This window comes from Sphingobacterium sp. ML3W, from assembly GCF_029542085.1.
GTDB lineage: Bacteria > Bacteroidota > Bacteroidia > Sphingobacteriales > Sphingobacteriaceae > Sphingobacterium.
In genome coordinates, this window is sequence record NZ_CP107036.1 from 4,720,409 (window position 1) to 4,742,531 (window position 22,123).

Consider the following 22,123-nt stretch of genomic DNA (forward strand, 5'->3'; position numbering starts at 1 on the left):
TAACTTTTCTTATCGATTAGTTATTTGCGCCGTGGCAATTTTTATATTTTTTTCCTGAACCACAAGGACATTCGTCATTGCGTCCTACTGTATTCTCGTTGCGAACAGGTTCTTTCGGTCCATCATTCACATCTTCTTCACTGACACCTGTTGGTGAAACTAATTCTGCTTTTGTTTCAATCGTCTTTACAGGAGCTTGATTTACTTGTCTAGCCTGTAATGAAGTTGTTTCCTGTCCAGGGATCTCACCTTTGAATATAAAGCTCACGACATCCTTGTTCATAGAAGCCAACATGGATTTGAACAAGTTAAAGGCTTCCATTTTATAGATAATAATCGGATCCTTTTGTTCATAAACAGCATTTTGAACAGATTGTTTTAGATCATCCATTTCACGTAAATGCTCTTTCCACGCTTCATCGATCAATGCCAAGACGATTCCTTTTTCAAACGATTTGAAAACCTCTTTACCATTGCTCTCAATCGCTTTCTTCAAATTAGCTGAAACTTGGATACCGCGGATACCGTCTGTAAATGGAATAACCACATTTTCAACAATCTGACCGCGTTCTGCATACACATTATTTAATACCGGAACAGTCAATGCGCCAATAGCGTCAATTTTATGATGGTAAGCGTTAATTGCTTGCTCGAAAAGACGATCTGTCAGTCCTTCAATCTTACCTTGTGCAAACTCTTCAGCAGTAATTTCCGGAGTAATCGCAAAAATACGGATTACTTCGATTTGGAAGTCTTCAAAATTACCTTGCTCTTTGGCTTCAGCAACAATCTCTTCAGCAACGTCAAAGATCATATTATTCAAATCCACGTCTAAACGCTCTCCGAATAAAGCATTTTTACGTTTTGAATAGATTACTGTACGTTGGGAGTTCATGACGTCATCATATTCCAATAAACGTTTACGAATACCGAAGTTATTCTCCTCAACTTTACGTTGTGCACGCTCGATAGATTTGGTCAACATGCTATGTTGCATTACTTCTCCCTCTTCAACACCCATTTTTACCATGATATTGGAGATTCTTTCAGAAGCAAATAGACGCATTAAGTTATCTTCCAAGGAAACAAAGAATTGTGATGATCCTGGATCCCCCTGACGACCTGCACGACCACGTAACTGACGGTCAACACGACGCGATTCATGACGCTCAGTACCAATAATAGCAAGACCCCCAGCGTTTTTAACGATCTCGGTCAATTTAATATCGGTACCACGACCAGCCATATTCGTAGCAATGGTTACTTGGCCTGGTTGGCCAGCTTCTGCAACGATATCGGCTTCTTTCTGGTGCAACTTCGCGTTCAAGACATTATGTTTGATCTTCCGTAATTGAAGCATACGACTCAATAATTCGGAAATTTCTACCGATGTTGTACCAACCAATACAGGACGACCTTGTTCTGTCAGACGTTGGATTTCTTCCGCCACTGCATTGTATTTTTCACGTGCAGTACGATAAATAAAATCCTGTTGGTCATTTCGTTGGATACCACGATTCGTAGGGATTTCAACAACATCCAATTTGTAGATTTCCCAAAGCTCTCCCGCTTCTGTTGAAGCTGTACCAGTCATCCCCGAAAGTTTGTGGTACATACGGAAGTAGTTTTGTAATGTAATCGTCGCATAAGTCTGTGTCGCATCTTCGACTTTTACATTTTCTTTCGCTTCGATCGCTTGGTGTAAACCGTCCGAGTAACGACGACCATCCATGATACGGCCTGTTTGCTCATCGACAATTTTCACTTTACCCTCGTCAACGATATATTCTACATCATTCTCGAATAGGGTATATGCTTTCAATAATTGATTGATCGAGTGAATACGATCAGCCTTAATTGAGTAATCGCGTAACATATCTTCTTTCTGAGCGGCTTTTTCTTCCAAAGTCAACGAAGACTTTTCAATTTCCGCGATCTCAGTACCTACATCAGGTAAAATAAAGAATGAAGGATCCTCTCCTGTGGCTGTGATCAATTCAATACCTTTTTCAGTCAGTTCTACCTGATTGTTCTTCTCATCGATGACAAAATAAAGCTCGGCATCAACTTTAGGCATATTTTTATTTTGCTCTTGCATATAGTAGTTTTCTACTTTTTGCAAGATAGAACGATTAGCTCCTTCACTCAAGAATTTGATTAAGGCTTTATTTTTAGGTAAACCTCTGTAAGCTCTTAATAAAGCTAGGCCACCACCTTCTACATCAGAATCACCTGCAGCCAATGCTTTTTTAGCATCATTTAATACGGTATTGATATAAGCCTTTTGGACATGTACCAAACGCTCAATACGTGGTTTCAATTGATAGAACTCATGTTGATCACCACGAGGGATAGGACCTGAAATAATCAATGGCGTACGGGCATCGTCAATTAAAACCGAGTCAACCTCATCGACCATGGCAAAATGCAATTTACCTTGCACCAATGCATCAGGTGTCTGAACCATATTATCACGTAAATAGTCGAAACCAAATTCGTTGTTCGTACCATATACGATATCTGATTGGTAAGCTTTACGGCGTTGCGGCGAGTTTGGTTGATGTTTATCAATACAATCTACTGATAAACCGTGGAATTCAAATAATGGGGCGTTCCATTCAGAGTCACGACGAGCAAGATAATCATTCACGGTCACGATATGTACCCCTTGTCCAGAAAGTGCGTTCAAATAGGTTGGCAAAGTTCCGACCAATGTCTTACCTTCACCCGTAGCCATCTCAGCAATCTTACCACTATGTAATACAATACCACCGATCAACTGTACATCATAATGTACCATGTTCCAGGTTACCTCTGTACCAGCAGCCATCCATTTGTTTTTCCAAATGGCTTTATCACCATTGATAATAACGTTTGGCTTGTAGACAGCCAATTCTCTGTCAAAATCACTGGCAGTAACTTCCAATTCTTCATTTTCTGTCAAACGTCTTGAAGTTTCCTTCACCACAGCAAATGCTTCTGGTAAAATATCCTTCAATACCTCTTCCAACTTCTTATCACGATCTTTAGACAATTTGTCTACTTGCTCATAAATAGAAGTTTTTTTAGCCATATCGTCCTCATCTTGATCCGCCTCTTTTTTAAGCGTATCTATTTCTTGGTCAATATCTGCAAGGTAATTTTTAATTCTTTCTTTGAAGTCAGCGGTCTTGGCACGTAACTCGTCATTGGTTAGATTTGAAAGTTTATCATATTCAGCTTTGATTTGCTCTACAACTGGCTGAATCCCCTTGATATCTCTTTCGGATTTACTTCCAAATAATTTACTTAAAAACTTTAACATAATTTTTTTTCTATCTCAACTAAAGATTTTGTACAATAATGACTCCAAAGTAAAATTGCAGACAATTTGACACTAATCGGGCAAATTTAGTTATTAGATATGATATCTAACAGCTTACCCCTATTTTTTTTGCGTTATTTTTTTCAATCGGATTAGCTTGTTATTCTACTCATCTCAATTTACCCTATTATCTACGATCTCCTGTTCTGGGTATGCTAGTTATTTGATCATTAAACCCAAAAATAGTCACATTGAAACCAAACTGGTAGAGTTCCTATACAAGCGGCCTGCTCATATGGCTACTAAATATCAGTGATGATGTTATGAAAGAAACAGTTTTTTATCCGAATGTGGAATAAACCCCATTTCCTGCGCTTTCTGAAACATCTTAGTAATTGCATTACGTCCTTCGACCCCCAATTCAACGGAATATTTATTGACATACAGTTCAATATGCTTATACATCACCTCCTCACTCATCTCTTGCGCATGACTACGGATAAACTCCAATCCGGACTTTGGATTTGCAAAAGCAAATTCAACACTTTCTTTTAAAATTGTATTAAGCGTGTCTTTCACATCTTTCGGCAACGAACGTTTTACGACAATACCACCTAGCGGAATCGGAAATTTTGTCGTACTTTCCCAATATTCCCCCAAATCGACTACTTTATACAGTCCTTTTTCTGCATAGGTAAACCGATTTTCATGAATAATAAGCCCCAAATCAATTGAGCCATCTAATAAAGCTCCCTCAATATCAGAAAAGACCAGCTCTATTTTATTGGTTAATTCCGGAAATGCTAGCCCCAACAGGAAATTTGCTGTTGTAAACTTCCCCGGATATCCCACCTTTAACTTATTGAATTCACCCAAACCGTCACCATTTTTTAGCTTCGCTTGGAGCGTTTCGGCCAAAGTCGCATCTTTTGTAATCAGCATTGGCCCTACACCAAAGCCCAAAGCACTACCTGCATCCAATAATTCATAGTCTTCAACGGCATAAGCAAAAGCATGATAACTCAGTTTGGTGATGTCCAGATCTCCTTGAAATGCCTTCAAATTTAATGTCTCAACATCCTGATATTCCACCTCAAAATCAAGCCCTTTGGTGTCAATTTTATGATGAATCAAAGCATCAAAAATAAATGTATCATTTGGACAGGGAGAAAACCCCAATGTTAATTTCATTTTATTCCTCTTAAAAAATAAACAATAAAAACTTCGCAAATAAACTTCGCTGTATAGCTCGGATATCTTTACATTTCGTTTTATACAGTCACTTTATGTGTAATTAAATATAATATCATGGCCAAAAATGTCATGATGATAATTCCTTTCCCTACCTGATCATTACCTGAACGGTATGCAAACCTTAAGAAAATCAAATTGATCAAAACGGCAATGGTATACGTTGCCATTGGCTTCTCGGGCAGAAAATGAAGTTCGATGTCGGTGAAGCGTACCAATAAAAATGCCAGCAAGGGAAAAGCAATTCCTACGCCCGAACCTACCCAAAGATTATTTCTCACCTTTGCTGTGTTTCGTCGTACCTTCCAAATGATCAAAACTCCATGAATTGAGCTCTGGGATAGCATGATGTGCAGTCATGTCGAATTGTGTAGGAACTACTGAAACATAACCATTTGCTAATGCAAAACTATCCGTATCTTCTCCACGGTCTTGTAAGACAAACTTCCCTGTCGTCCAATAATAATCACGGTTATGTGGATCTATACGTTCATCAAATTCCTCTACCCAATGTCCTCCAGCCTGTCTGCAGATTTTAATCCCTTTAAATCCTTGTGTTTGAGGAAAGTTGACATTTAGCAGTGTATTTTTGGGTAAACCATTGGCCAAAACCTGTTCCGTTATGGAAATCACATAAGGCCTACAGTAGCTGAAGTCTGCATCATGGGAAAAATTATCCAACGAAAAGCCAACAGAAGGTATTCCCTCTATAGCTCCTTCGACCGCAGCAGACATTGTTCCAGAGTATAACACGTTAATTGAATTGTTGAGCCCATGATTAATACCGGAAACACAGATATCCGGCTTCTGTCCTTTGAAGACTTTATTAACAGCAAGCTTGACACAGTCGACCGGTGTTCCAGAACATTGGTACATCTCAACTCCCTCATAGAGATTGATTTTATCCAATCGAAGTGGTCTACCAAGCGTGATCGCATGCCCCATACCCGATTGTGCCGAATCTGGTGCTACGACAACCACATTACCAATTTTTTGCATTTCTTCTAACAACACCTTAATTCCCGGAGCTGTGATACCATCGTCATTAACAACTAAAATATTCGGTTTCTTCTTTACCATATACGAAGTTAGCAAATCTGAAAAATAAAAACCGCAAGAAAATTTGTCTTAATAGGTCCTTTACATAAGTACGACATCGATTGCGTAAGATTGTATCGTTTTTGAGAAATATTAGCCCTAAATTTAGCTTTCAAATAAAGAAAAATCATTCCGTTATGAGCATTAATTTTGAATCCCGCTATGCAATCGGGCCGAAAGAATACAAAACATTAGATACACAAGGATTAAGAGATAATTTTCTCATTGAAAAAGTTTTTGAAACTGATAAAGTTAACTTTGTCTACACACACTATGACCGTTACATGGCTGGTGGTGCAATGCCCGTAAATTCTAAAATTAAATTAGAAACAATCCCTGAATTATTAAAAGAACCTTACTTTCTCTCTAGAAGAGAATTAGGTATTATCAATGTCGGTGGCAATGGGCAGGTAGAAGTAGATGGAACATTGTATGAACTTAAAACCAAAGAAGCTCTCTATATCGGTCAAGGCGCAAAAGATATCTATTTTTCAAGTCAAGAAAGTGCGAATCCGGCAAAATTTTATTTAAACTCAACACCAGCGCACCATAGTTATCCTACCAAAAAGGTCACTAAGGAAGATGCTAATAAAATAGAATTAGGATCTCTGGAAACAGCCAACCACCGTACCATCAACCAGATGTTATTGAATAAAGTTGTACAGACCTGTCAGCTACAAATGGGAATGACAGAGCTAAAGCCAGGATCCGTGTGGAATACGATGCCATCTCATACACATGACCGTCGTATGGAGGTTTATTTTTACTTTGAGTTACCAGAAGGTCAGGCTGTATCTCATTTTATGGGACCGATAGACGAAACACGTCATATCTGGATGCATAATGATCAGGCTGTCATTTCTCCACCTTGGTCAATTCACTCAGGAGCTGGAACATCCAACTATACTTTTATCTGGGGTATGGCGGGCGAAAACCTCGACTACGATGATATGGATAAGTGCGCTATCACTGAGCTTAAGTAGTATTTAGATATTAAATGACAGATTTGAGATCTCAGTTCGTCAATCCTCCGGTTTACAAACGCTGTCTTTAATCTTTTTTCTTTAGTCCTTTATCAAATGAAAAGAACATTCATATTAAGTTTAACGCTAGGGCTTTCGAGCATCGCTTTTGCCCAAAACAATAAGACGATTACGGTTAAAAATCCTTCAACCGTATCTAGAACAGAGCTGATCAGTATTCCTTATGCAACATTCGAAAAACATTTTGAGTTGAAGAAAAATGTCTTTACGATTGTTGATAGCAAGGATAAAGCGGAATTGGCTTACCAACTGGAAAAGCTAGGACAGTCAATCCCTCAAAATGTACTGATACAAGTATCTATTGCGCCTAAAAGTGCTTTGACTTTTGGTGTAACTGGAAATAGTCCAAAAACCGTTGCTACCAAGACTTTTGCGCGTTATGTCCCAGAACGTAAAGATGACTTTGCTTGGGAAAATGACATTGCTGCATTCAGAGCCTATGGAAAGGCATTAGAAGGTAGCTCCGAAGATGCCCAAGGATTTGATTTTTGGTCTAAAAGGACGAATGATCTTATTATTGACGAATGGTATAAAACAGGGGATTATCATGCCGATCATGGTAAAGGTTTGGATTACTATTCTGTGGGTCAAACACTAGGAGTAGGCGACGCAACTCCATTTATTGATCAGCAGGTCGTCTATCACAAACATTATCGTCAATACGAAGTCTTAGATAATGGTCCTTTACGGACTACATTTAAGCTTATCTATGAGCCAGAAAATGTAAAGGGTCAACATATACAAGTTGAAAAAACAATCTCTCTGGACGCGGGAAGCCAACTGAACAAAATACGTTATGCAATCAAAAATACGACTTCAAGCAGCACCCCTGTTGTCGTTGGTCTTGCCAAACGAAAAGAGGATAAACCTCAGCTGTTAAACGACACCAAAAATGGTATTTTGGCTTATTGGGAGCCTGCTGAGGGAGATAAAATCACTGGGACCGCCGTGATCTTGCCTAATAAAGTAAAATATGTATTTAAGGATAATCCAAAACAGTTTTTATTGGTAACTTCGGTCAAAAACAACAGCCCTTTGATCTATTTTACCGGAGCTGCATTCAATAAAGCGGGAAAAATAACCAGTTTTGATCAATGGCAATCCTATATCAAAGAATTTAGAAATAACTTAAATCAACCATTAACGATAAAATACTCAAAATAATGTCCATACTGCAATCTTTTGATTTGACCGGGAAGGTCGCTTTGGTAACTGGCTGTAAAAGAGGAATAGGTAAAGCTATAGCCGAAGCATTAGCGGAAGCTGGGGCAGATATCATTGGTGTTTCGGCATCGCTGGAGACAACAGGGTCGGCAGTAGAAAAATCCATCCAAGCATTAGGAAGGAATTTTTATGCTTACAAATGTGATTTTTCAAAAAGAACCGCACTCTATCAGTTTATTGAAAAAGTAAAATCGGAGCATCCAACCATAGACATCCTGTTCAACAATGCTGGAAATATTCTGCGTAAACCAGCAGCTGAACATCCCGATGAGTACTGGGATGAAATTATCGAAATCAATCAAAATGCGCAATTCATCCTGACAAGGGAAATTGGAAAAGATATGATTTCACGTGGAACTGGAAAAATTGTATTCACGGCATCGTTATTGACTTTTCAAGGCGGTATCAATGTTCCTGGATATGCAGCCTCCAAAGGTGCAATAGGGTCATTGGTAAAGGCTTTTGCAAATGAATGGGCCTCCAAGGGAGTGAATGTAAATGGTTTTGCTCCAGGTTATATAGCAACGGATAATACGGAAGCATTGAGAGACGATCCAGAACGTTCTAAATCTATCTTGGATCGTATACCTGCTGGACGCTGGGGTACGCCAGAAGACTTTAAAGGACCAGCGGTATTCCTTGCTTCAAAAGCAGCAGATTACGTACATGGCACCATCCTTACTGTCGATGGTGGCTGGATGGGACGATAAAAAATCAACATTTTAAGATTTTTTGTTTTAAAAGTCTTTATCCTTCGGGGTAAAGGCTTTTTTTACGATCCTAAATCCGAGATTACTGAATGAGGCATTCGGGCTAACAGAGCCAATATAGACCGTATTGAAGGCCGAACAGCTATTTCTACTGCACCACCATGACCCTCCTCTTGCATGTGCTACATGACGCTCTCCATCTCTATTTAGCTTGCCCGAACAAAACTCAAATACATTACCGAACACATCATAAAGTCCCCATGGATTCGGTTTGAATGCCCCTACAGGGGAAGTATACATATAACCATCCGAATAGTCTGCTTTAAGGTGATCTCTGCTATGCCATATATTAGCATATTGACCTATATTTTCTTTATTCACCCCTTCAAAATAACGTCCATCATTGCCAGCTCTCGCAGCGATCTCCCACTCCTCAAAAGTGGGTAACCTGCAATCAGCCCAAGCGCAATAAACCAATACGTCTTTAAAAGATATACAGGTAACAGGATGATCCATTTTGTCTACTATACCTCCACGGCTTATCCCATTTGGAAAACGCCAATAAGCAGTGCTGTCTTGCAGCCACCTGAATTCGGCAAGTCCAGGCTCAAATACCATTGCATTATGATATCGTTCTGCCAAAGTCTGATAGCCCGTCGCCTGTACAAATTTTTCAAATTCGGCATTGGTCAGTTCGTATAGAGCAATCCAAAAAGATTCTATTTGTACTGTTCTTTTCGGATTATCCATACTCATCGTATCCCCCAATTGATAATCTCCCCTGGGAATTAAAACATACCCTTTCTCCTGCCCTATTAATGATATATAGCTCAAGAGAAACAAGATCAATATGAAAAGTGCCTGTTTCACTGGTTTTTACGTTTTTTATATAGCGCTTGAGCGGATTCAATAATATACTCTTCGTTGGCTCTTGAAAAATTCACCCAGCTATCAGAATGCGTATTTTCTCCGTATAACTTGTTGTATATTTTAGACTGTTCAAATGCTCCAAAATTTGACGTTTTCAATAATTGAAGCAAAGTAGTCAATATATCTTTGTCCTTTGGATTCTTTTGATAGAAACTGACCAAAAAGGGAATACTTTCCCAAGCATCAATTTCTATTAACGCTGTTTTATAATTTAATCCAAGTGTATTGCTACGTGTTGCTTGGTCAGTAATCAGGTCCATTACTCTTTTTCTATTTTTCTTCATAAAATGAAGTTGACGATCACTCCAAAAGACGCCATTATAAACAAAAAGCAAATGCCCGAATATTTTGCTTTGGGGGTCAAATACAAACATGCGCTCTGCGCAAGCCTGACTGTAAATTTCAGGATAGATCATTGTATAGGTAAACATCTCTTCAAAGCTCAACTTATCAAAGTCAGCTCTCGAAATTCCAGCATCATAGTCTACCAATGCTTCATCCGGAAGGTTTTTCAGTCGCTGTTCAACTAAGCCTTGGACCTTTTTGAGACCAAAAGGTGGTGTACTTGCTCTTTCCCGCATGGCATAATAAGCCGAATCTTTTGACCGAGGTTCATCCCAGGCAATATCTTTATATTCTTGGCCAAAACTCGGATTACTGATAAAGCCCAGCAAGATCAGGCAGCAAGCCCATATTTTATTTACCTTTTTTTTCATTGTAATACCCCATTGCTCTACGATATATTAGTGCTTCGTTTTCTTGATTATAATCTAAGTAGGAATAGTAATTACTTGTCTCGCCATATAACTTTTTGAAGGATGTAGACTTCATAAATTCGCTATATTCGCCACGTTTCATCAGTAACAACAGCAAAGTTAATGCATCCTTATCTTTAGGAGTTTTCTTTGCATATTCAATAACAAATGGAATCATTTGCCAGCCATTGATCTGTTCAATCGTCTCTTTGTAATTCACCCCCATTCGTTTGCTTCTCAAGACAGACTCTTGAATCAGTTTCATAACCGAATCTCTGTTTTCTTGCAAAAAATCGATCTGTCTTTCTGACCACCAAGCTTCATTAAAACCACCGAGCAACTTACCAAATATTTTCTTGTCAATAGCTTTCTGATTTTCTGGTATATCGCAATTCTGGGCATATACCTCAGCATGAATCATGGTATACGTAAATTTTTCGCGTAAACTTAAATTCTTAAAATCCGTTGCAGAAAGAGCAAGCACACCAGTATCTGTCCCATCTTTATCCGCTACAGGAGATAATTTAGCAATCAAAGCTTTCACCTTTGCCAAACCATAAGGTGGTATTGTCATCTTTGTCCTAAGTTCAATAGCAGCGGGGTCCATGATATAATTACTTCCCTCCTCATTTTCTGTCTGTGCAAAAGCCCAATTCCAACTACTTAGGCAAATAAATAATAAAATTAAACTTCTCATAAAGTATACATAATGCTATTTAAAAGTAAGGAAATTATTTCTACCAAAAACAATTCCATTTTTTAAATCTAATACCATAAATTTTATTTATTTCTGATCTATAAGGGTACCACTTTCGATATATCTACATGTTCCAAAGCTATGGGCTGCAAGATTAGCTTTCTAACTACGTAGAAAACAAAAATCCCTGGACTTCCTAAGAGATCCAGGGATTCACTTTGTATATTTTGCAGTCCTTATGAATAAAGCCCCTTTTTATCTATAAAATCAATTACTTTTTGCGGTGTAAAAAACTGAATATTCTTATTCTCTTTGATCGCTTTTCGCAGAAAAGTAGAAGAGAGTTCCATTAATGGTGTATCTGTCATGGTTATGGAAGGATGATCCTTAAGTTTTCCCCCATCATAACCTGGACGAGGGTACACATAAATATGAAAATCGCGCAAAATAATCTCCGCATTCTTCCATTTCTCCAATGACTCTAAGATATCCTCGCCCATCAAAAGCACAAATTCTCTAGTTGGATATTTTTCTTTTAGAAATGTTAAAGTATCTATTGTATAAGACGGTACCGGTAAATGAAATTCAATATCACTCACGCGCAAATGTTCACAATCTTCCACTGCAAGATTTAGCATCTCTAAACGATCGTAGGGATCCGCTAAGGTAGATTTTTTCTTAAATGGATTCTGTGGAGAGACCACAAACCAAACTTCATCCAGTCCAGTAAAATTGGCCATGTAATTTGCTATAATCAAATGCCCAACATGCACCGGATTAAAGGAGCCAAAAAACAAACCAATTTTTTTCATTTAACCCTTTATTTATTGATGAAGCCCATTACAATTTCTTCTGCGTCGGCACAAGCAGTCGCGAGGTCAAAATTTTTCAAGATCACATCAAACTTATTCGCATAGGTAAGTTCCAATTCCGCTTTGGCAAATCTTTCTTGTAGTTTTTCCTCCGAATCTGTGCCACGTCCGGTTAGACGTTCTTTAAGGACCTCTAAAGATGGTGGCTGCACAAATATAGAGATTGCCTGTTCTGGAAATTTAGATTTCAGGCGTAATCCCCCGACGACATCAATATCGAAAATAACATTTTTACCCTCTTTCCAAATACGTTCAATTTCGGAACGCAAAGTACCATAAAATGTGCCAGAATAAACCTCTTCAAATTCGATAAACTCTTGTTTGGCCACTTTATGCAAAAATTCTTCTTTGGACATAAAGTAGTAGTCTTTTCCATCGACTTCCTGTCCCCTTGGATCACGAGTGCTCGCAGAAATAGAAAATTCTATTTTATCTCCATGTTTACTTAAAAGGTCTCTTACTATAGTTGTTTTTCCCGCACCCGACGGTGCTGAGAAAATAATTAATTTACCGCTCATCCTTATAATACGTTGAGCAACTGCTCTTTTATTTTTTCTAATTCTTCTTTCATTCTAACCACAATCTGCTGTATACCGGCGTGATTAGCTTTAGATCCCAAGGTATTGATTTCACGGCCCATTTCTTGAGAGATAAAGCCTAATTTCTTACCATTTGAATCGGCCGAATCAAAGGCTTTTAGAAAGTAGTTACAGTGTGAACGGAGTCTAACTTTCTCTTCAGTGACATCTAATTTATCGATATAATAAACAAGCTCTTGTTCAAAACGATTCTGATCTACATTCTCTTTACCCACGCTATCATTGAGAAATTGCTCTATACGTTGTCTGATCAAAGGAATACGCTCAACTTCCAGTGCTTCCACTTCGCCCAAATAGATCAAAATCATTTCAGCTCTCTTTTTTAGATCTTGAGCCAATACATTTCCTTCATCTTCACGGAATGTATTGAAATGTCTTACCGCATCATAAAAAGCATCCATCAATACGCTAGATTCTTCATCATCTACGGTATCGTCATTGTTGGTGACAACTTCAGGCATATTTAACGCCAATTCAAATAGATTGACATGCGTATCATTTAGCTCATTTGCGATCTGCTGCAATTGACCATAATATTTTTTCAGTAAATCAGCATTGATAGATGAGGCCTTCGCTGTTTGATCAGCATATTCTACGGTCACGTTCAGATTAACTTTTCCGCGCTCAATAAGCTTACTGCACTCGGTGCGCAAGGTCAATTCTTTGTCCGATACTACTTTAGGTAGACGAAGATTTAATTCAAGGAATTTTGAATTTAAGGACTTTATTTCGACACTATATTTGACTTTACCGTTCTCTTTGGAAGCCGTGCCATATCCTGTCATGGATTTTATCATATGCAAAGGTATGACTTTTCGAATAAAAGTTGAAGACGCAACATAGATTAATTGCTGATACTCCTCAAATTACCTCCAAATAGGACTGTTTATTTACCAATCATGCTTTGCAATAATAACAACAAGATAGCTTTCATAAGGACTAGCTCCCTTGCACTTCACATAACCAATCCCGATATCATATAATGATCCGTTCCATTGATCCATACCCAATAAATGTGTACGATGGTGGTAACCTGGCGCTTCTCTTCCGATAATCAATGCTTTAATAGCATCGGTTGCACTAGCACGATTAGCAGCAATGGATTCAAAGTTATTGGCGCTCCTTTTTTTTAGCCAAGACTGATTTAACTCGTATCCGGCTTCTTCTATAAAATAATTGGGTCCATAGCCCTCAGGAGAGACATGATCAAAATAAGACCGTTTGGCCATATCTTTAGCGCGATATTCTGCAACTTCGGCAAGTTGCTTGTTCCAATTAAGCTTTGTTCGGGTAATCTTTTGTAGATTGAAAAGTTTTAATTCCTTTTTATATTTCTCAGGATTTGTTCGAATTTTATTCAATAGATCGTAAGCCTCTTTTGCTTGACGCCGATCGACAGAGACACGCTGCCCCAAAGCAAGCTGTGTGACAAATAAGGTAAATGCTAAAATGAAATATTTCATATCAATCCTTTAACCTTAAAAGACTGACTTTAGTATTTAACGTTTAATCTTTTTTTGACCTTTTAACAGCTAAAAACTGTATCAACATGGGTATTAGGCTAATAAATATGACAGCTAATACAACTAGGGAAAAATTCTGCTTGAAAAAAGGAATCTGCCCAAAAAAGTAACCCGCTAGAATAAATAACGATACCCATAATATACCACCTACTATATTGTATTTACCGAAAATGTGGTATGGCATCCTGCCAATACCCGCTACAAAAGGGGCAAAGGTTCGGACAATAGGTACAAAACGAGCATAAACAATGGTTCTAGTACCATATTTAGCATAGAAATCTTGTGTTTTTTGAAGATAGGATGGTTTAAAAATTTTTGAGTCTGGTTTAAAAACGCGAATTCCAAAATATTTACCTATCTCATAATTCACAAAATCGCCAGAAATAGCAGCACATATTAGAATAAATAGGAAAAGTAACAGTGAAAGATTGCTTTCTGGTCTGGCAATAATGGCACCCAATGCAAATAATACTGAATCCCCCGGAAGGAATGGTGTAACTACAAATCCTGTTTCAGCAAAGATAATCAAGAATAGAAGGAAATAAGTCCATCCAGCATAGGTATTGACAATCTGCAGCAAGTGTTGATCAATATGTAAGATAAAATCGACCAGTTGAGAAACAAACTCCATATTCGATAAATAAAACCTTCATGCTCTTTATAAGCTCCAACAGCTATGAAAATTAACTGAAGGTTCTTTCTGACTAATAGAAAACACACACTTTCAGAAAAAAAAGGAGTCCTATTGAACTCCCTTTTTAGTTTTTATTTTTTCTTTTACCAATTCAAATATAATAGGCAGTACTGAAATAAAAATGATCAGTAGTACCACTTTCGAAAAATTATCTCGAATAATTGGAATATTACCCAAAAAATAGCCAGCTAATGTTATGCCACCCACCCACAACACAGCTCCTACTATATTGTAAGTAATGAAAGTACCATAATTCATCTTGCCAATACCTCCAACAAATGGTGCTAAAGTACGGACAATAGGTACGAAACGAGCTATGACAATCGTTTTACTACCATACTTTTCATAGAAAACATGTGTTTTGGCAATCTGTTCATCCTTGACAACCTGTTTCCCAAAAAGTTTGAATTTTGTCAATCGCATCCCAAAATGCTTTCCGATGGAGTAGTTAAGAGAGTCTCCTGATATTGCAGCAATCAGCAGGATCAATATCATCAACCAAACATTCAGTTCATTCGGTTGTGCAGCAAGCATTCCGCCAGCAAACAGCAAAGAGTCTCCAGGTAAAAAAGGCATTACGACCACACCTGTTTCCACAAAAATGATAAGAAACAAAATAAGGTATGTCCATAATTGATAATCATTGACAATTTCAACCAAATGTTTATCAATATGGAGAATAAAGTCAATAAGATGTGTAATTATTTCCAAAACCGATAAGAAGATTAAGCGTTATTTAACATCACAGGCATAACCAACATCAAAATGTCCTCATGATCTTCAGACGTCGCAGGAATCAATAAACCGGCACGATTTGGTGTACTCATTTCGATAACAACCTCTTCGCTTTCAAGGTTATTTAACATTTCAACCAAAAATTTAGCGTTAAATCCGATCTCCATATCATCCCCCTCAAATTGACAAGACAAGCGTTCGTGTGCTTCGTTGGAGAAATCCAGATCTTCAGCAGAGATATTCAATTCGCTACCAGATATCTTCAAACGTACTTGATGTGTTGTTTTATTTGCGAAAATAACAACTCTTCTCAAAGTGTTTAAGAAAAGTAACCGATCAACTGTCAGCTTATTTGGATTGACTTGAGGAATTACCGCAGCATAGTCAGGGTAACGCTCATCGATCAAACGACAGATAAGATTGATATTACCAAAACTAAAAAATGCGTTGGTCTGATTATATTCGATAGATACTTTTGTATCATCTGATGGTAAGGACGATTTTAATAAAGAAAGTGCCTTCTTAGGTAGGATAAGTGAAGCAGGTTTTTCAGCACTGATATCTGATCTGGTGTAACGTACCAATTTATGTGCGTCTGTAGAAACAAAAGTCACATTTTTCTCAGCCAATTGCACTAAAACCCCAGACATAGCTGGTCTCAATTCATCATTACTTACCGCAAAGATCGTCTTACTGATAGCTTCCGAAAGAACCGGAGCTGGCATTTCTATAATAGATCCGTTATCAATAGAAGGAATTTTAGGAAAATCATCTGCATTTTCTCCGCTCAATTTATATTTACCATCACCTGCACTGATTTCAATAGCCAATGTATTCATGTCTACTGAAAAAGCAACGGGCTGATCAGGGAGAGTTTTTAATGTTTCTATCAAAATCTTAGAAGGCATTGCTACTCTTCCTTCTTCTTTTGCTTCAATCTGCAAAGAAGTAACCATACTCGTCTGCAAATCCGTAGCAGAAATAGTCAAGTTATTGTCTTTTATTTCAAAAAGAAAGTTTTCCAATATTGGTAAAACAGTACTTGTACTAGATGCTCCATTGATAGCTTGTAACTGCTTTAATAAAATTGATGTTGATACAATGAATCTCATTTCCTAATTACTAATTATTATGTGCAATAATACACAAATTAATCAATATTTTTCAGATTTGTAAATGCCTTTCTTTCCACATACGAAGATTTATTGCACTTAAATAAGCGATTGTATTTCAATTAATAAGCACGCTTTCAAAAGTATAGAAAGCAAATTCACCCTGATAAATCACAATATTTATTACATTTGTATAATAGCAATAGTGTATGCAGTTTAAAGATATCATTGGGCATAAAGACATCAAAGAACATCTTGTTCGTACGGTTCATGAAAACCGTGTGAGCCATGCGCAATTATTTCTAGGCCCGGAGGGCTCCGGAAGTCTTGCGCTAGCCTATGCATATGCTCAGTTTTTAAACTGTGAAAATAAACAAACTACGGATAGTTGTGGCGAATGTGCTTCTTGCCGAAAATATGGCAAGCTGATTCATCCAGATTTGCACATGTCCTATCCTTTTATTGCCAAACACAAAGAAGATACAGCGACAGATTATGCTGAAAACTGGCGAAAGTCCTTTTTAACCAATCCCTATATGGGTCTGGAATACTGGCGAAATCAGTTGGATGCAGATAATAAACAGGTCAATATTAATATTGCTGAAGCACATGGTATCATCAAGAAATTGAGTCTTAAAGCTTTTGAGGCTGAATATAAAGTTTTGATCATGTGGTTGCCCGAATACTTGGATACCCAAGGCAATGCCTTATTAAAATTGATTGAAGAACCGCCCGAAAAAACGTTATTTATTTTGGTTGCAGAGAATCAAGATAAAATTTTAAATACCATTATTTCTCGGACGCAGTTGGTCAAAATTAAGAAACTAGATCATACCGAAGTCTCACAGTATTTGAAGACTGCGCAACATCTTTCTGATCAGGAAGCATCTGAAATAGCTTTTATAGCTGATGGAAACTTACAGGAAGCGCTTAATCAACTCAATACACAGAGCAATAATCATTTTGGCATTTTGGTAAACTGGCTGCGATTTATCGTATCGGACGCAGGAACAAACATGATCTCTTTAGTTGAAGAGGATTTGTCCAAAATGGGTCGCGAAAATCAAAAGAGCTTTCTTTTTTATGCGATCAACATGATGCGGCAGATTATTTTGATTAAGGAAGGACTCTCCAGTCTCGTATTTTTACCTGCCAAAGAATTGGATTTTGTCCAAAAATTTGCAGTACATTATAGCATAGAACAAATTGAAGAAACAATAAATCTATTTGAGGAAACGCATTATTTTGTAGAAAGAAATGCAAACCCTAAAATATTATTTTTAGATTTATCTTTGCAATTAACATTAATATACAAATACAAAACGTTTCCGAAAGGAACTCAATATATATAAATAGAAAACTATGGGATGTGGCAGTTGCTCATCCGGCGGAGGTTGCGGTACTACCACAGCAAATGGTATACCATCAGGATGTCAGAATAATGGATCCTGCATGACTAGCGGATGTAATAAATTAGATGTATATGACTGGCTTTCCGATATGGATATGCCATCAAACTATAAACCATTCAATATCGTAGAAGTACGATTCAAAGGATCTCGAAAAGATTTCTTTATTAATGTAGACAACCTATACCTTGAAATGGGAGAAATGGTCGTTGTAGAGCCCTCAACAGGGGGATATGACGTTGGCCACGTTTCTTTGACAGGTGAGTTAGTTCGATTACAATTAAAAAAGAACAATGTTACCCCTGAATTGGTAACAAAAAAGATCTATCGGAAGCCAAATGAAGTGGATGTAGAAAAGTATAATGCAGCGAAAGATCTTGAATGGGAAACCATGCATAAAGCACGTAAACTTGCTTTAGATCTAGGCTTGTCAATGAAAATTTCTGATGTCGACTATCAGGGGGATAAAACGAAAGCAACGTTCTATTATACAGCAGAAGGTCGTGTGGATTTTCGTGAATTGATCAAGAAAATGGCTGAAGCATTCCGTATACGGATTGAAATGCGCCAGATCGGTATGCGTCAGGAAGCAAGCCGCCTTGGCGGTATTGGATCATGTGGACGCGAACTATGTTGTTCTACTTGGTTAACGGATTTTAAAACCGTTTCCACCTCTGCTGCCCGCTATCAAAACTTATCATTGAATACCTTAAAGCTAGCTGGACAATGTGGTAAGTTAAAATGCTGTCTCAATTATGAATTGGATAGTTATATGGACGCATTGAAAGACATTCCTAACAATATTGACCGTATTGAAACACTAAAAGGTGTGGCTTATCTTCAGAAAACCGATATCTTCAAAAAAATGATGTGGTTTTCTTTCCCAGGAGCAGAAAACTGGATTGCAATGCCAGTTCAACAAGTCAAAGAACTTGTCGAAATGAATAAGCAGGGTATTAAACCAGAGGCCATATCAAGTGCAATAGAAACCGAAGATATCCGAGAGGAAAAAATTATCAACTACGATTACGAAAATGTAGTTGGTCAAGATAGTTTAACACGTTTGGATGACCGCAACAAAAGAAAGAAAAAACGGAAAACCAAAAGCAATAATGCTAAACCGGAAAATAAAAGCGGTCAGAAAAATGATAAGGCTGAACAAAATCCACCAAAACAGGTAGTGGCCAAACAGCAAAGCAATCCGGATAGTACAAATCCTGCAACGGCGAGCAAAGAAAATAAAGAGGGGCAAAATAATAAACCTAAAAAACGCTTTAATCGCCATAGAAATAAAAACAAAGGCAACAATAACAATCCTGCCTCAAAAACAGAATAAAACGAATATGCCTAATTTTAAAATGTTAGGCATATTCTATTTATATAGATTTAAAATGAAACTAAAGACTTTTCTTTTTGGAGTTTTATGTATTGGTTTATGGGCATCTTGTGACCAAACTGCTATTATCAATGAAAATAAACCTATCGAAAATAAGACGTGGTTATATACCTCACATCCTAGTTTTCAATTCCATATTAGCGACAAGACAAAAAAATACGATGTACTTATAGATGTACGCCATACACCTGAATATGCTTTTTCAAATCTCTTTGTTTTGATTTACCAGCAAGGTCCCGATAAAAAAACAAATACCTTCCGTAAAGAAATTAAATTGGCAAAATCAGATGGAAAGTGGATTGGAAAATCATCAGGTAGTCTTTACAATCAGCAATCTATCATTCATCAAGATTACATATTTCCAGACACAGGATTATATACGATATCCATTGAACAGAATATGCGAGATAATCCTTTGCAGGAAATTACAGATATTGGATTGACAGTAATACCAAAATAATGTGGACTTTCTTACGATATCTGCTTCTTCCCCTCTCCATTATTTTTGGATTAATCGTATGGTTAAGAAATCGCCTATATGATTTCCATGTGCTACCAGCTCGATCTTTCCAGATTCCTACTATCGTTATTGGTAATTTAGCAGTTGGTGGTACCGGTAAGAGTCCCATGACCGAATTTGTTGTCTCATACCTTAGTCGTTACTACAAGGTAGCTATTCTCAGCAGAGGTTATGGTCGAAAAACAAAAGGATTCCGGACTGTGCAAACAGATTCTCTAGCAATAGATGTAGGTGATGAGCCATTGCAATTCAAAAACAAGCTTCCAAATGTCACAGTAGCGGTATGTGAAGATCGTTGTACTGGAATAGAAAAACTTCAGACAGATCATCAGCTTATTATCTTGGATGATGCCTATCAACATCGAAAATTATCTCCTTTATTTAATATTCTTTTATTCGATTTCCGATCCTTTTCGCAACCTATGTTTGTATTTCCCACTGGAAATTTCAGAGACCTACTCACTGAATCTAAACGAGCACAAATCATAGTCATTACAAAATGTCCGCCTAATATTTCTAGTGAGGAAAAAATACGTATAGAAGAAAAGCTCCGTCGTTATAACAGAGAGGCCTTGATCGCGTTTAGCCATATAGACTATTTTGAACCTGTTAGTAGTGATGGGAAACCTATTGATATAGAAAATAAGGATATAATATTAGTGACAGGAATTGCCAGACCACAGCCATTACTAGATCATGTCAATAAAAAAGCAAACTCTGTCAATCATATCTCTTTTGGAGATCACCATACATTTAACGACTCCGATATTGACCAAATCATAAAAGCATTCCAAACTCTAAATAGTAGCAATAAAATAGTATTAACCACTGAAAAGGATTATCAACGGCTAAAACCATATAAAGATCGTTTCGATACTATAGAACTCGTCTATTTACCGATAGGACTTAAATTTAATGATCCAGAACAAAGAGATCAATTTTGTAATATTATAAGTGATACAGTCGCATTAAGTGTTAATCAACCTTAAATTTTGTTAAGGGCTAATATTTTAGTAAACTTTTTCGTCAAATTTATATTCAAAAGGAAAGCAAACTTAAAATATAAAGCGATGAAAAAGAAAACTTTAATGGTAATAAGTGGTCTGCTTTTGGCGACAACAGTAGCTTTTGCGCAACAGCGCCAACAACGTAGTCCCGAAGAACAGGCGAAGATGCGTGTGGAACATCTAGACAAACTACTTACACTTAATCAAGTGCAAAAAGATTCCATTTATAATCTTACATTAAGCCAAGCCCAACAGCGAGCGGCAATAAAAAGTGATGGTGGAGACCGCAAAGCCAATATGGAAAAGTTTAAACAGCTCCAAGAAGCTCAGGCAACTAAAATAAAATCTTGGCTCACTCCAGATCAAGTAAAACTATTCGATGAACAGCAAGAAAAAATGAAGGATAGAATGAAAAAACGTTCTGAAAACTAATTTTAATGAAAAAGGTCGATAAATAATCGACCTTTTTTATGAATTATTCTATGGTTAGCCAAAATAGTAGAGCGTATACTTCTCTATAGCATATTAGACCTATAAAGCCTTATAATAGCATTATTAGGCCTTTTAAGGCCATTTATCCTTCCAAGCAAGCATATTCTTTCTTCTATATCAAAAGCGATTCTCCGCCCTTTATTTAAAACAATCATTATCTATTATATATTGCACCTAAAACACATATACAACTGATAATAAACAAGATACGTAAACATGTAGCGTTAAAACTTTGTTAAAGTAACATACTTGATACAATATAAATCAGCTTTATTAGTTTTTATATCAAGACATCATAGTTGTAACTTTTTAAATACAATAGATATGAAAAAGCTAATTTTAACAGGTATAGGATTGTGTTTGGCACTTAGCCTAACATTCGCCCAACAGGCTACACCTGAGGAAACCGCTGCGAAAGCTACTACCGAACTGGTACAAAAGCTGAATCTGAATGATGAACAGAAAACTGCTGTATCCTCCATTCTATTGGATCAAGCAAAAGCAGAAGAAACAATTCTAAAAGACAGCACTTCCACTGCTGCTGCGAAAGGCGAAACCCTCAATAAACTTCAAACAGAAGTAGACAGCAAAGTGAGTCAATTACTTACAGAAGATCAAAAAACTATTTATCAGAAGGTAATTGCCGAACGGCCAGCAAAAGCTGTCCCTACGCGTACAGAACCTACTAAAACAGATTCCAGTGCTAATTAACAGCTTAATGGAATAATTAAAACAGACGTTAATAAATTTAT

23 protein-coding genes are annotated in these 22,123 nt (G+C 37.3%); 9 read left to right on the top strand and 14 right to left on the bottom strand.

The annotated features are described in order from the left end of the window. Positions 1 to 16 precede the first annotated feature (16 nt). The 4 genes from secA to surE form a co-directional block, all read right to left on the bottom strand. The gene (gene secA, locus OGI71_RS19915) at positions 17 to 3,304 is read right to left on the bottom strand and encodes a preprotein translocase subunit SecA (RefSeq protein WP_282251394.1); all 3,288 of its coding nucleotides are present in this window, start codon (positions 3,302 to 3,304) and stop codon (positions 17 to 19) included. 321 nt (positions 3,305 to 3,625) lie between these two features. Further along, positions 3,626 to 4,495 (bottom strand): 1,4-dihydroxy-6-naphthoate synthase, encoded by an 870-nt coding sequence (locus OGI71_RS19920; protein WP_282251395.1) that lies wholly within the window; start codon positions 4,493 to 4,495, stop codon positions 3,626 to 3,628. Positions 4,496 to 4,575: 80 nt separating this feature from the next. Beyond that, positions 4,576 to 4,836, bottom strand: a complete 261-nt coding sequence (locus tag OGI71_RS19925) for a hypothetical protein (protein WP_282251396.1) — start codon at positions 4,834 to 4,836, stop codon at positions 4,576 to 4,578. After that, entirely contained in the window at positions 4,826 to 5,635 is an 810-nt protein-coding gene (gene surE / locus OGI71_RS19930; protein ID WP_120261270.1) for a 5'/3'-nucleotidase SurE, read from the bottom strand. The genes OGI71_RS19925 and surE overlap by 11 nt, the downstream gene beginning before the upstream one ends. A gap of 155 nt (positions 5,636 to 5,790) precedes the next feature. Here surE and kduI point away from each other — a divergent pair, with 155 nt between their 5' ends. From kduI to OGI71_RS19945, 3 genes are all read left to right on the top strand, one after another. Continuing rightward, positions 5,791 to 6,636: a 5-dehydro-4-deoxy-D-glucuronate isomerase gene (gene kduI / locus OGI71_RS19935; RefSeq protein WP_282251397.1), complete on the top strand. Its 846-nt coding sequence runs from the start codon at positions 5,791 to 5,793 to the stop codon at positions 6,634 to 6,636. A 96-nt stretch (positions 6,637 to 6,732) separates the two neighbouring features. Continuing rightward, complete coding sequence (locus tag OGI71_RS19940) at positions 6,733 to 7,860, top strand: DUF4861 family protein (protein WP_282251399.1); 1,128 nt, start codon at positions 6,733 to 6,735, stop codon at positions 7,858 to 7,860. 5 nt (positions 7,861 to 7,865) lie between these two features. Continuing rightward, a complete protein-coding gene (locus OGI71_RS19945) occupies positions 7,866 to 8,630 on the top strand; it encodes an SDR family NAD(P)-dependent oxidoreductase (RefSeq protein WP_282256151.1) in 765 nt (254 codons plus the stop codon). 27 nt (positions 8,631 to 8,657) lie between these two features. On the opposite strand, the gene OGI71_RS19950 is transcribed toward OGI71_RS19945, so the two are convergent. The 10 genes from OGI71_RS19950 to dnaN form a co-directional block, all read right to left on the bottom strand. Further along, positions 8,658 to 9,500, bottom strand: coding sequence for an SUMF1/EgtB/PvdO family nonheme iron enzyme (locus OGI71_RS19950; RefSeq protein WP_282251401.1), 843 nt, complete (start codon positions 9,498 to 9,500; stop codon positions 8,658 to 8,660). Next, positions 9,497 to 10,276 carry a hypothetical protein gene (locus tag OGI71_RS19955; protein WP_282251402.1) on the bottom strand — a complete coding sequence of 260 codons (780 nt, stop codon included), beginning with the start codon at positions 10,274 to 10,276 and terminating at the stop codon, positions 9,497 to 9,499. Before OGI71_RS19955 ends, OGI71_RS19950 begins: the two co-directional genes overlap by 4 nt. Further along, on the bottom strand, positions 10,257 to 11,012 hold the full coding sequence (locus tag OGI71_RS19960) for a hypothetical protein (protein WP_282251403.1): 756 nt from the start codon (positions 11,010 to 11,012) through the stop codon (positions 10,257 to 10,259). The genes OGI71_RS19955 and OGI71_RS19960 overlap by 20 nt, the downstream gene beginning before the upstream one ends. Before the next feature lie 236 nt (positions 11,013 to 11,248). Further along, positions 11,249 to 11,824 carry a nicotinate (nicotinamide) nucleotide adenylyltransferase gene (gene nadD / locus OGI71_RS19965; protein ID WP_282251405.1) on the bottom strand — a complete coding sequence of 192 codons (576 nt, stop codon included), beginning with the start codon at positions 11,822 to 11,824 and terminating at the stop codon, positions 11,249 to 11,251. An 8-nt stretch (positions 11,825 to 11,832) separates the two neighbouring features. Further along, positions 11,833 to 12,402 carry a guanylate kinase gene (gene gmk, locus OGI71_RS19970; protein WP_120261277.1) on the bottom strand — a complete coding sequence of 190 codons (570 nt, stop codon included), beginning with the start codon at positions 12,400 to 12,402 and terminating at the stop codon, positions 11,833 to 11,835. Positions 12,403 to 12,404: 2 nt separating this feature from the next. Next, the gene (locus tag OGI71_RS19975; RefSeq protein ID WP_282251406.1) at positions 12,405 to 13,280 is read right to left on the bottom strand and encodes a YicC/YloC family endoribonuclease; all 876 of its coding nucleotides are present in this window, start codon (positions 13,278 to 13,280) and stop codon (positions 12,405 to 12,407) included. 93 nt (positions 13,281 to 13,373) lie between these two features. After that, positions 13,374 to 13,946, bottom strand: a complete 573-nt coding sequence (locus OGI71_RS19980; protein WP_282251408.1) for a CAP domain-containing protein — start codon at positions 13,944 to 13,946, stop codon at positions 13,374 to 13,376. Positions 13,947 to 13,989: 43 nt separating this feature from the next. After that, positions 13,990 to 14,637: a DedA family protein gene (locus tag OGI71_RS19985; RefSeq protein ID WP_282251409.1), complete on the bottom strand. Its 648-nt coding sequence runs from the start codon at positions 14,635 to 14,637 to the stop codon at positions 13,990 to 13,992. A gap of 111 nt (positions 14,638 to 14,748) precedes the next feature. Further along, positions 14,749 to 15,411, bottom strand: a complete 663-nt coding sequence (locus OGI71_RS19990) for a DedA family protein (protein WP_282251410.1) — start codon at positions 15,409 to 15,411, stop codon at positions 14,749 to 14,751. 14 nt (positions 15,412 to 15,425) lie between these two features. Beyond that, on the bottom strand, positions 15,426 to 16,547 hold the full coding sequence (gene dnaN / locus OGI71_RS19995; RefSeq protein ID WP_104384747.1) for a DNA polymerase III subunit beta: 1,122 nt from the start codon (positions 16,545 to 16,547) through the stop codon (positions 15,426 to 15,428). Positions 16,548 to 16,756: 209 nt separating this feature from the next. Here dnaN and OGI71_RS20000 point away from each other — a divergent pair, with 209 nt between their 5' ends. The 6 genes from OGI71_RS20000 to OGI71_RS20025 all read left to right on the top strand — a co-directional run bounded on the left by OGI71_RS20000 (position 16,757) and on the right by OGI71_RS20025 (position 22,082). Beyond that, positions 16,757 to 17,899 carry a hypothetical protein gene (locus OGI71_RS20000; RefSeq protein ID WP_282251411.1) on the top strand — a complete coding sequence of 381 codons (1,143 nt, stop codon included), beginning with the start codon at positions 16,757 to 16,759 and terminating at the stop codon, positions 17,897 to 17,899. Between the two features lie 10 nt (positions 17,900 to 17,909). Then, positions 17,910 to 19,292 carry a regulatory iron-sulfur-containing complex subunit RicT gene (gene ricT, locus OGI71_RS20005; protein ID WP_282251412.1) on the top strand — a complete coding sequence of 461 codons (1,383 nt, stop codon included), beginning with the start codon at positions 17,910 to 17,912 and terminating at the stop codon, positions 19,290 to 19,292. A 55-nt stretch (positions 19,293 to 19,347) separates the two neighbouring features. Continuing rightward, positions 19,348 to 19,812 carry a gliding motility lipoprotein GldH gene (locus OGI71_RS20010; protein ID WP_282251413.1) on the top strand — a complete coding sequence of 155 codons (465 nt, stop codon included), beginning with the start codon at positions 19,348 to 19,350 and terminating at the stop codon, positions 19,810 to 19,812. Then, entirely contained in the window at positions 19,812 to 20,861 is a 1,050-nt protein-coding gene (lpxK, locus tag OGI71_RS20015) for a tetraacyldisaccharide 4'-kinase (RefSeq protein ID WP_282251414.1), read from the top strand. The genes OGI71_RS20010 and lpxK overlap by 1 nt, the downstream gene beginning before the upstream one ends. 81 nt (positions 20,862 to 20,942) lie before the next feature. Continuing rightward, positions 20,943 to 21,311, top strand: a complete 369-nt coding sequence (locus tag OGI71_RS20020) for a hypothetical protein (RefSeq protein WP_259185188.1) — start codon at positions 20,943 to 20,945, stop codon at positions 21,309 to 21,311. A gap of 384 nt (positions 21,312 to 21,695) precedes the next feature. After that, positions 21,696 to 22,082: a hypothetical protein gene (locus tag OGI71_RS20025; protein ID WP_282251421.1), complete on the top strand. Its 387-nt coding sequence runs from the start codon at positions 21,696 to 21,698 to the stop codon at positions 22,080 to 22,082. The last annotated feature ends 41 nt before the right edge of the window (positions 22,083 to 22,123 follow it).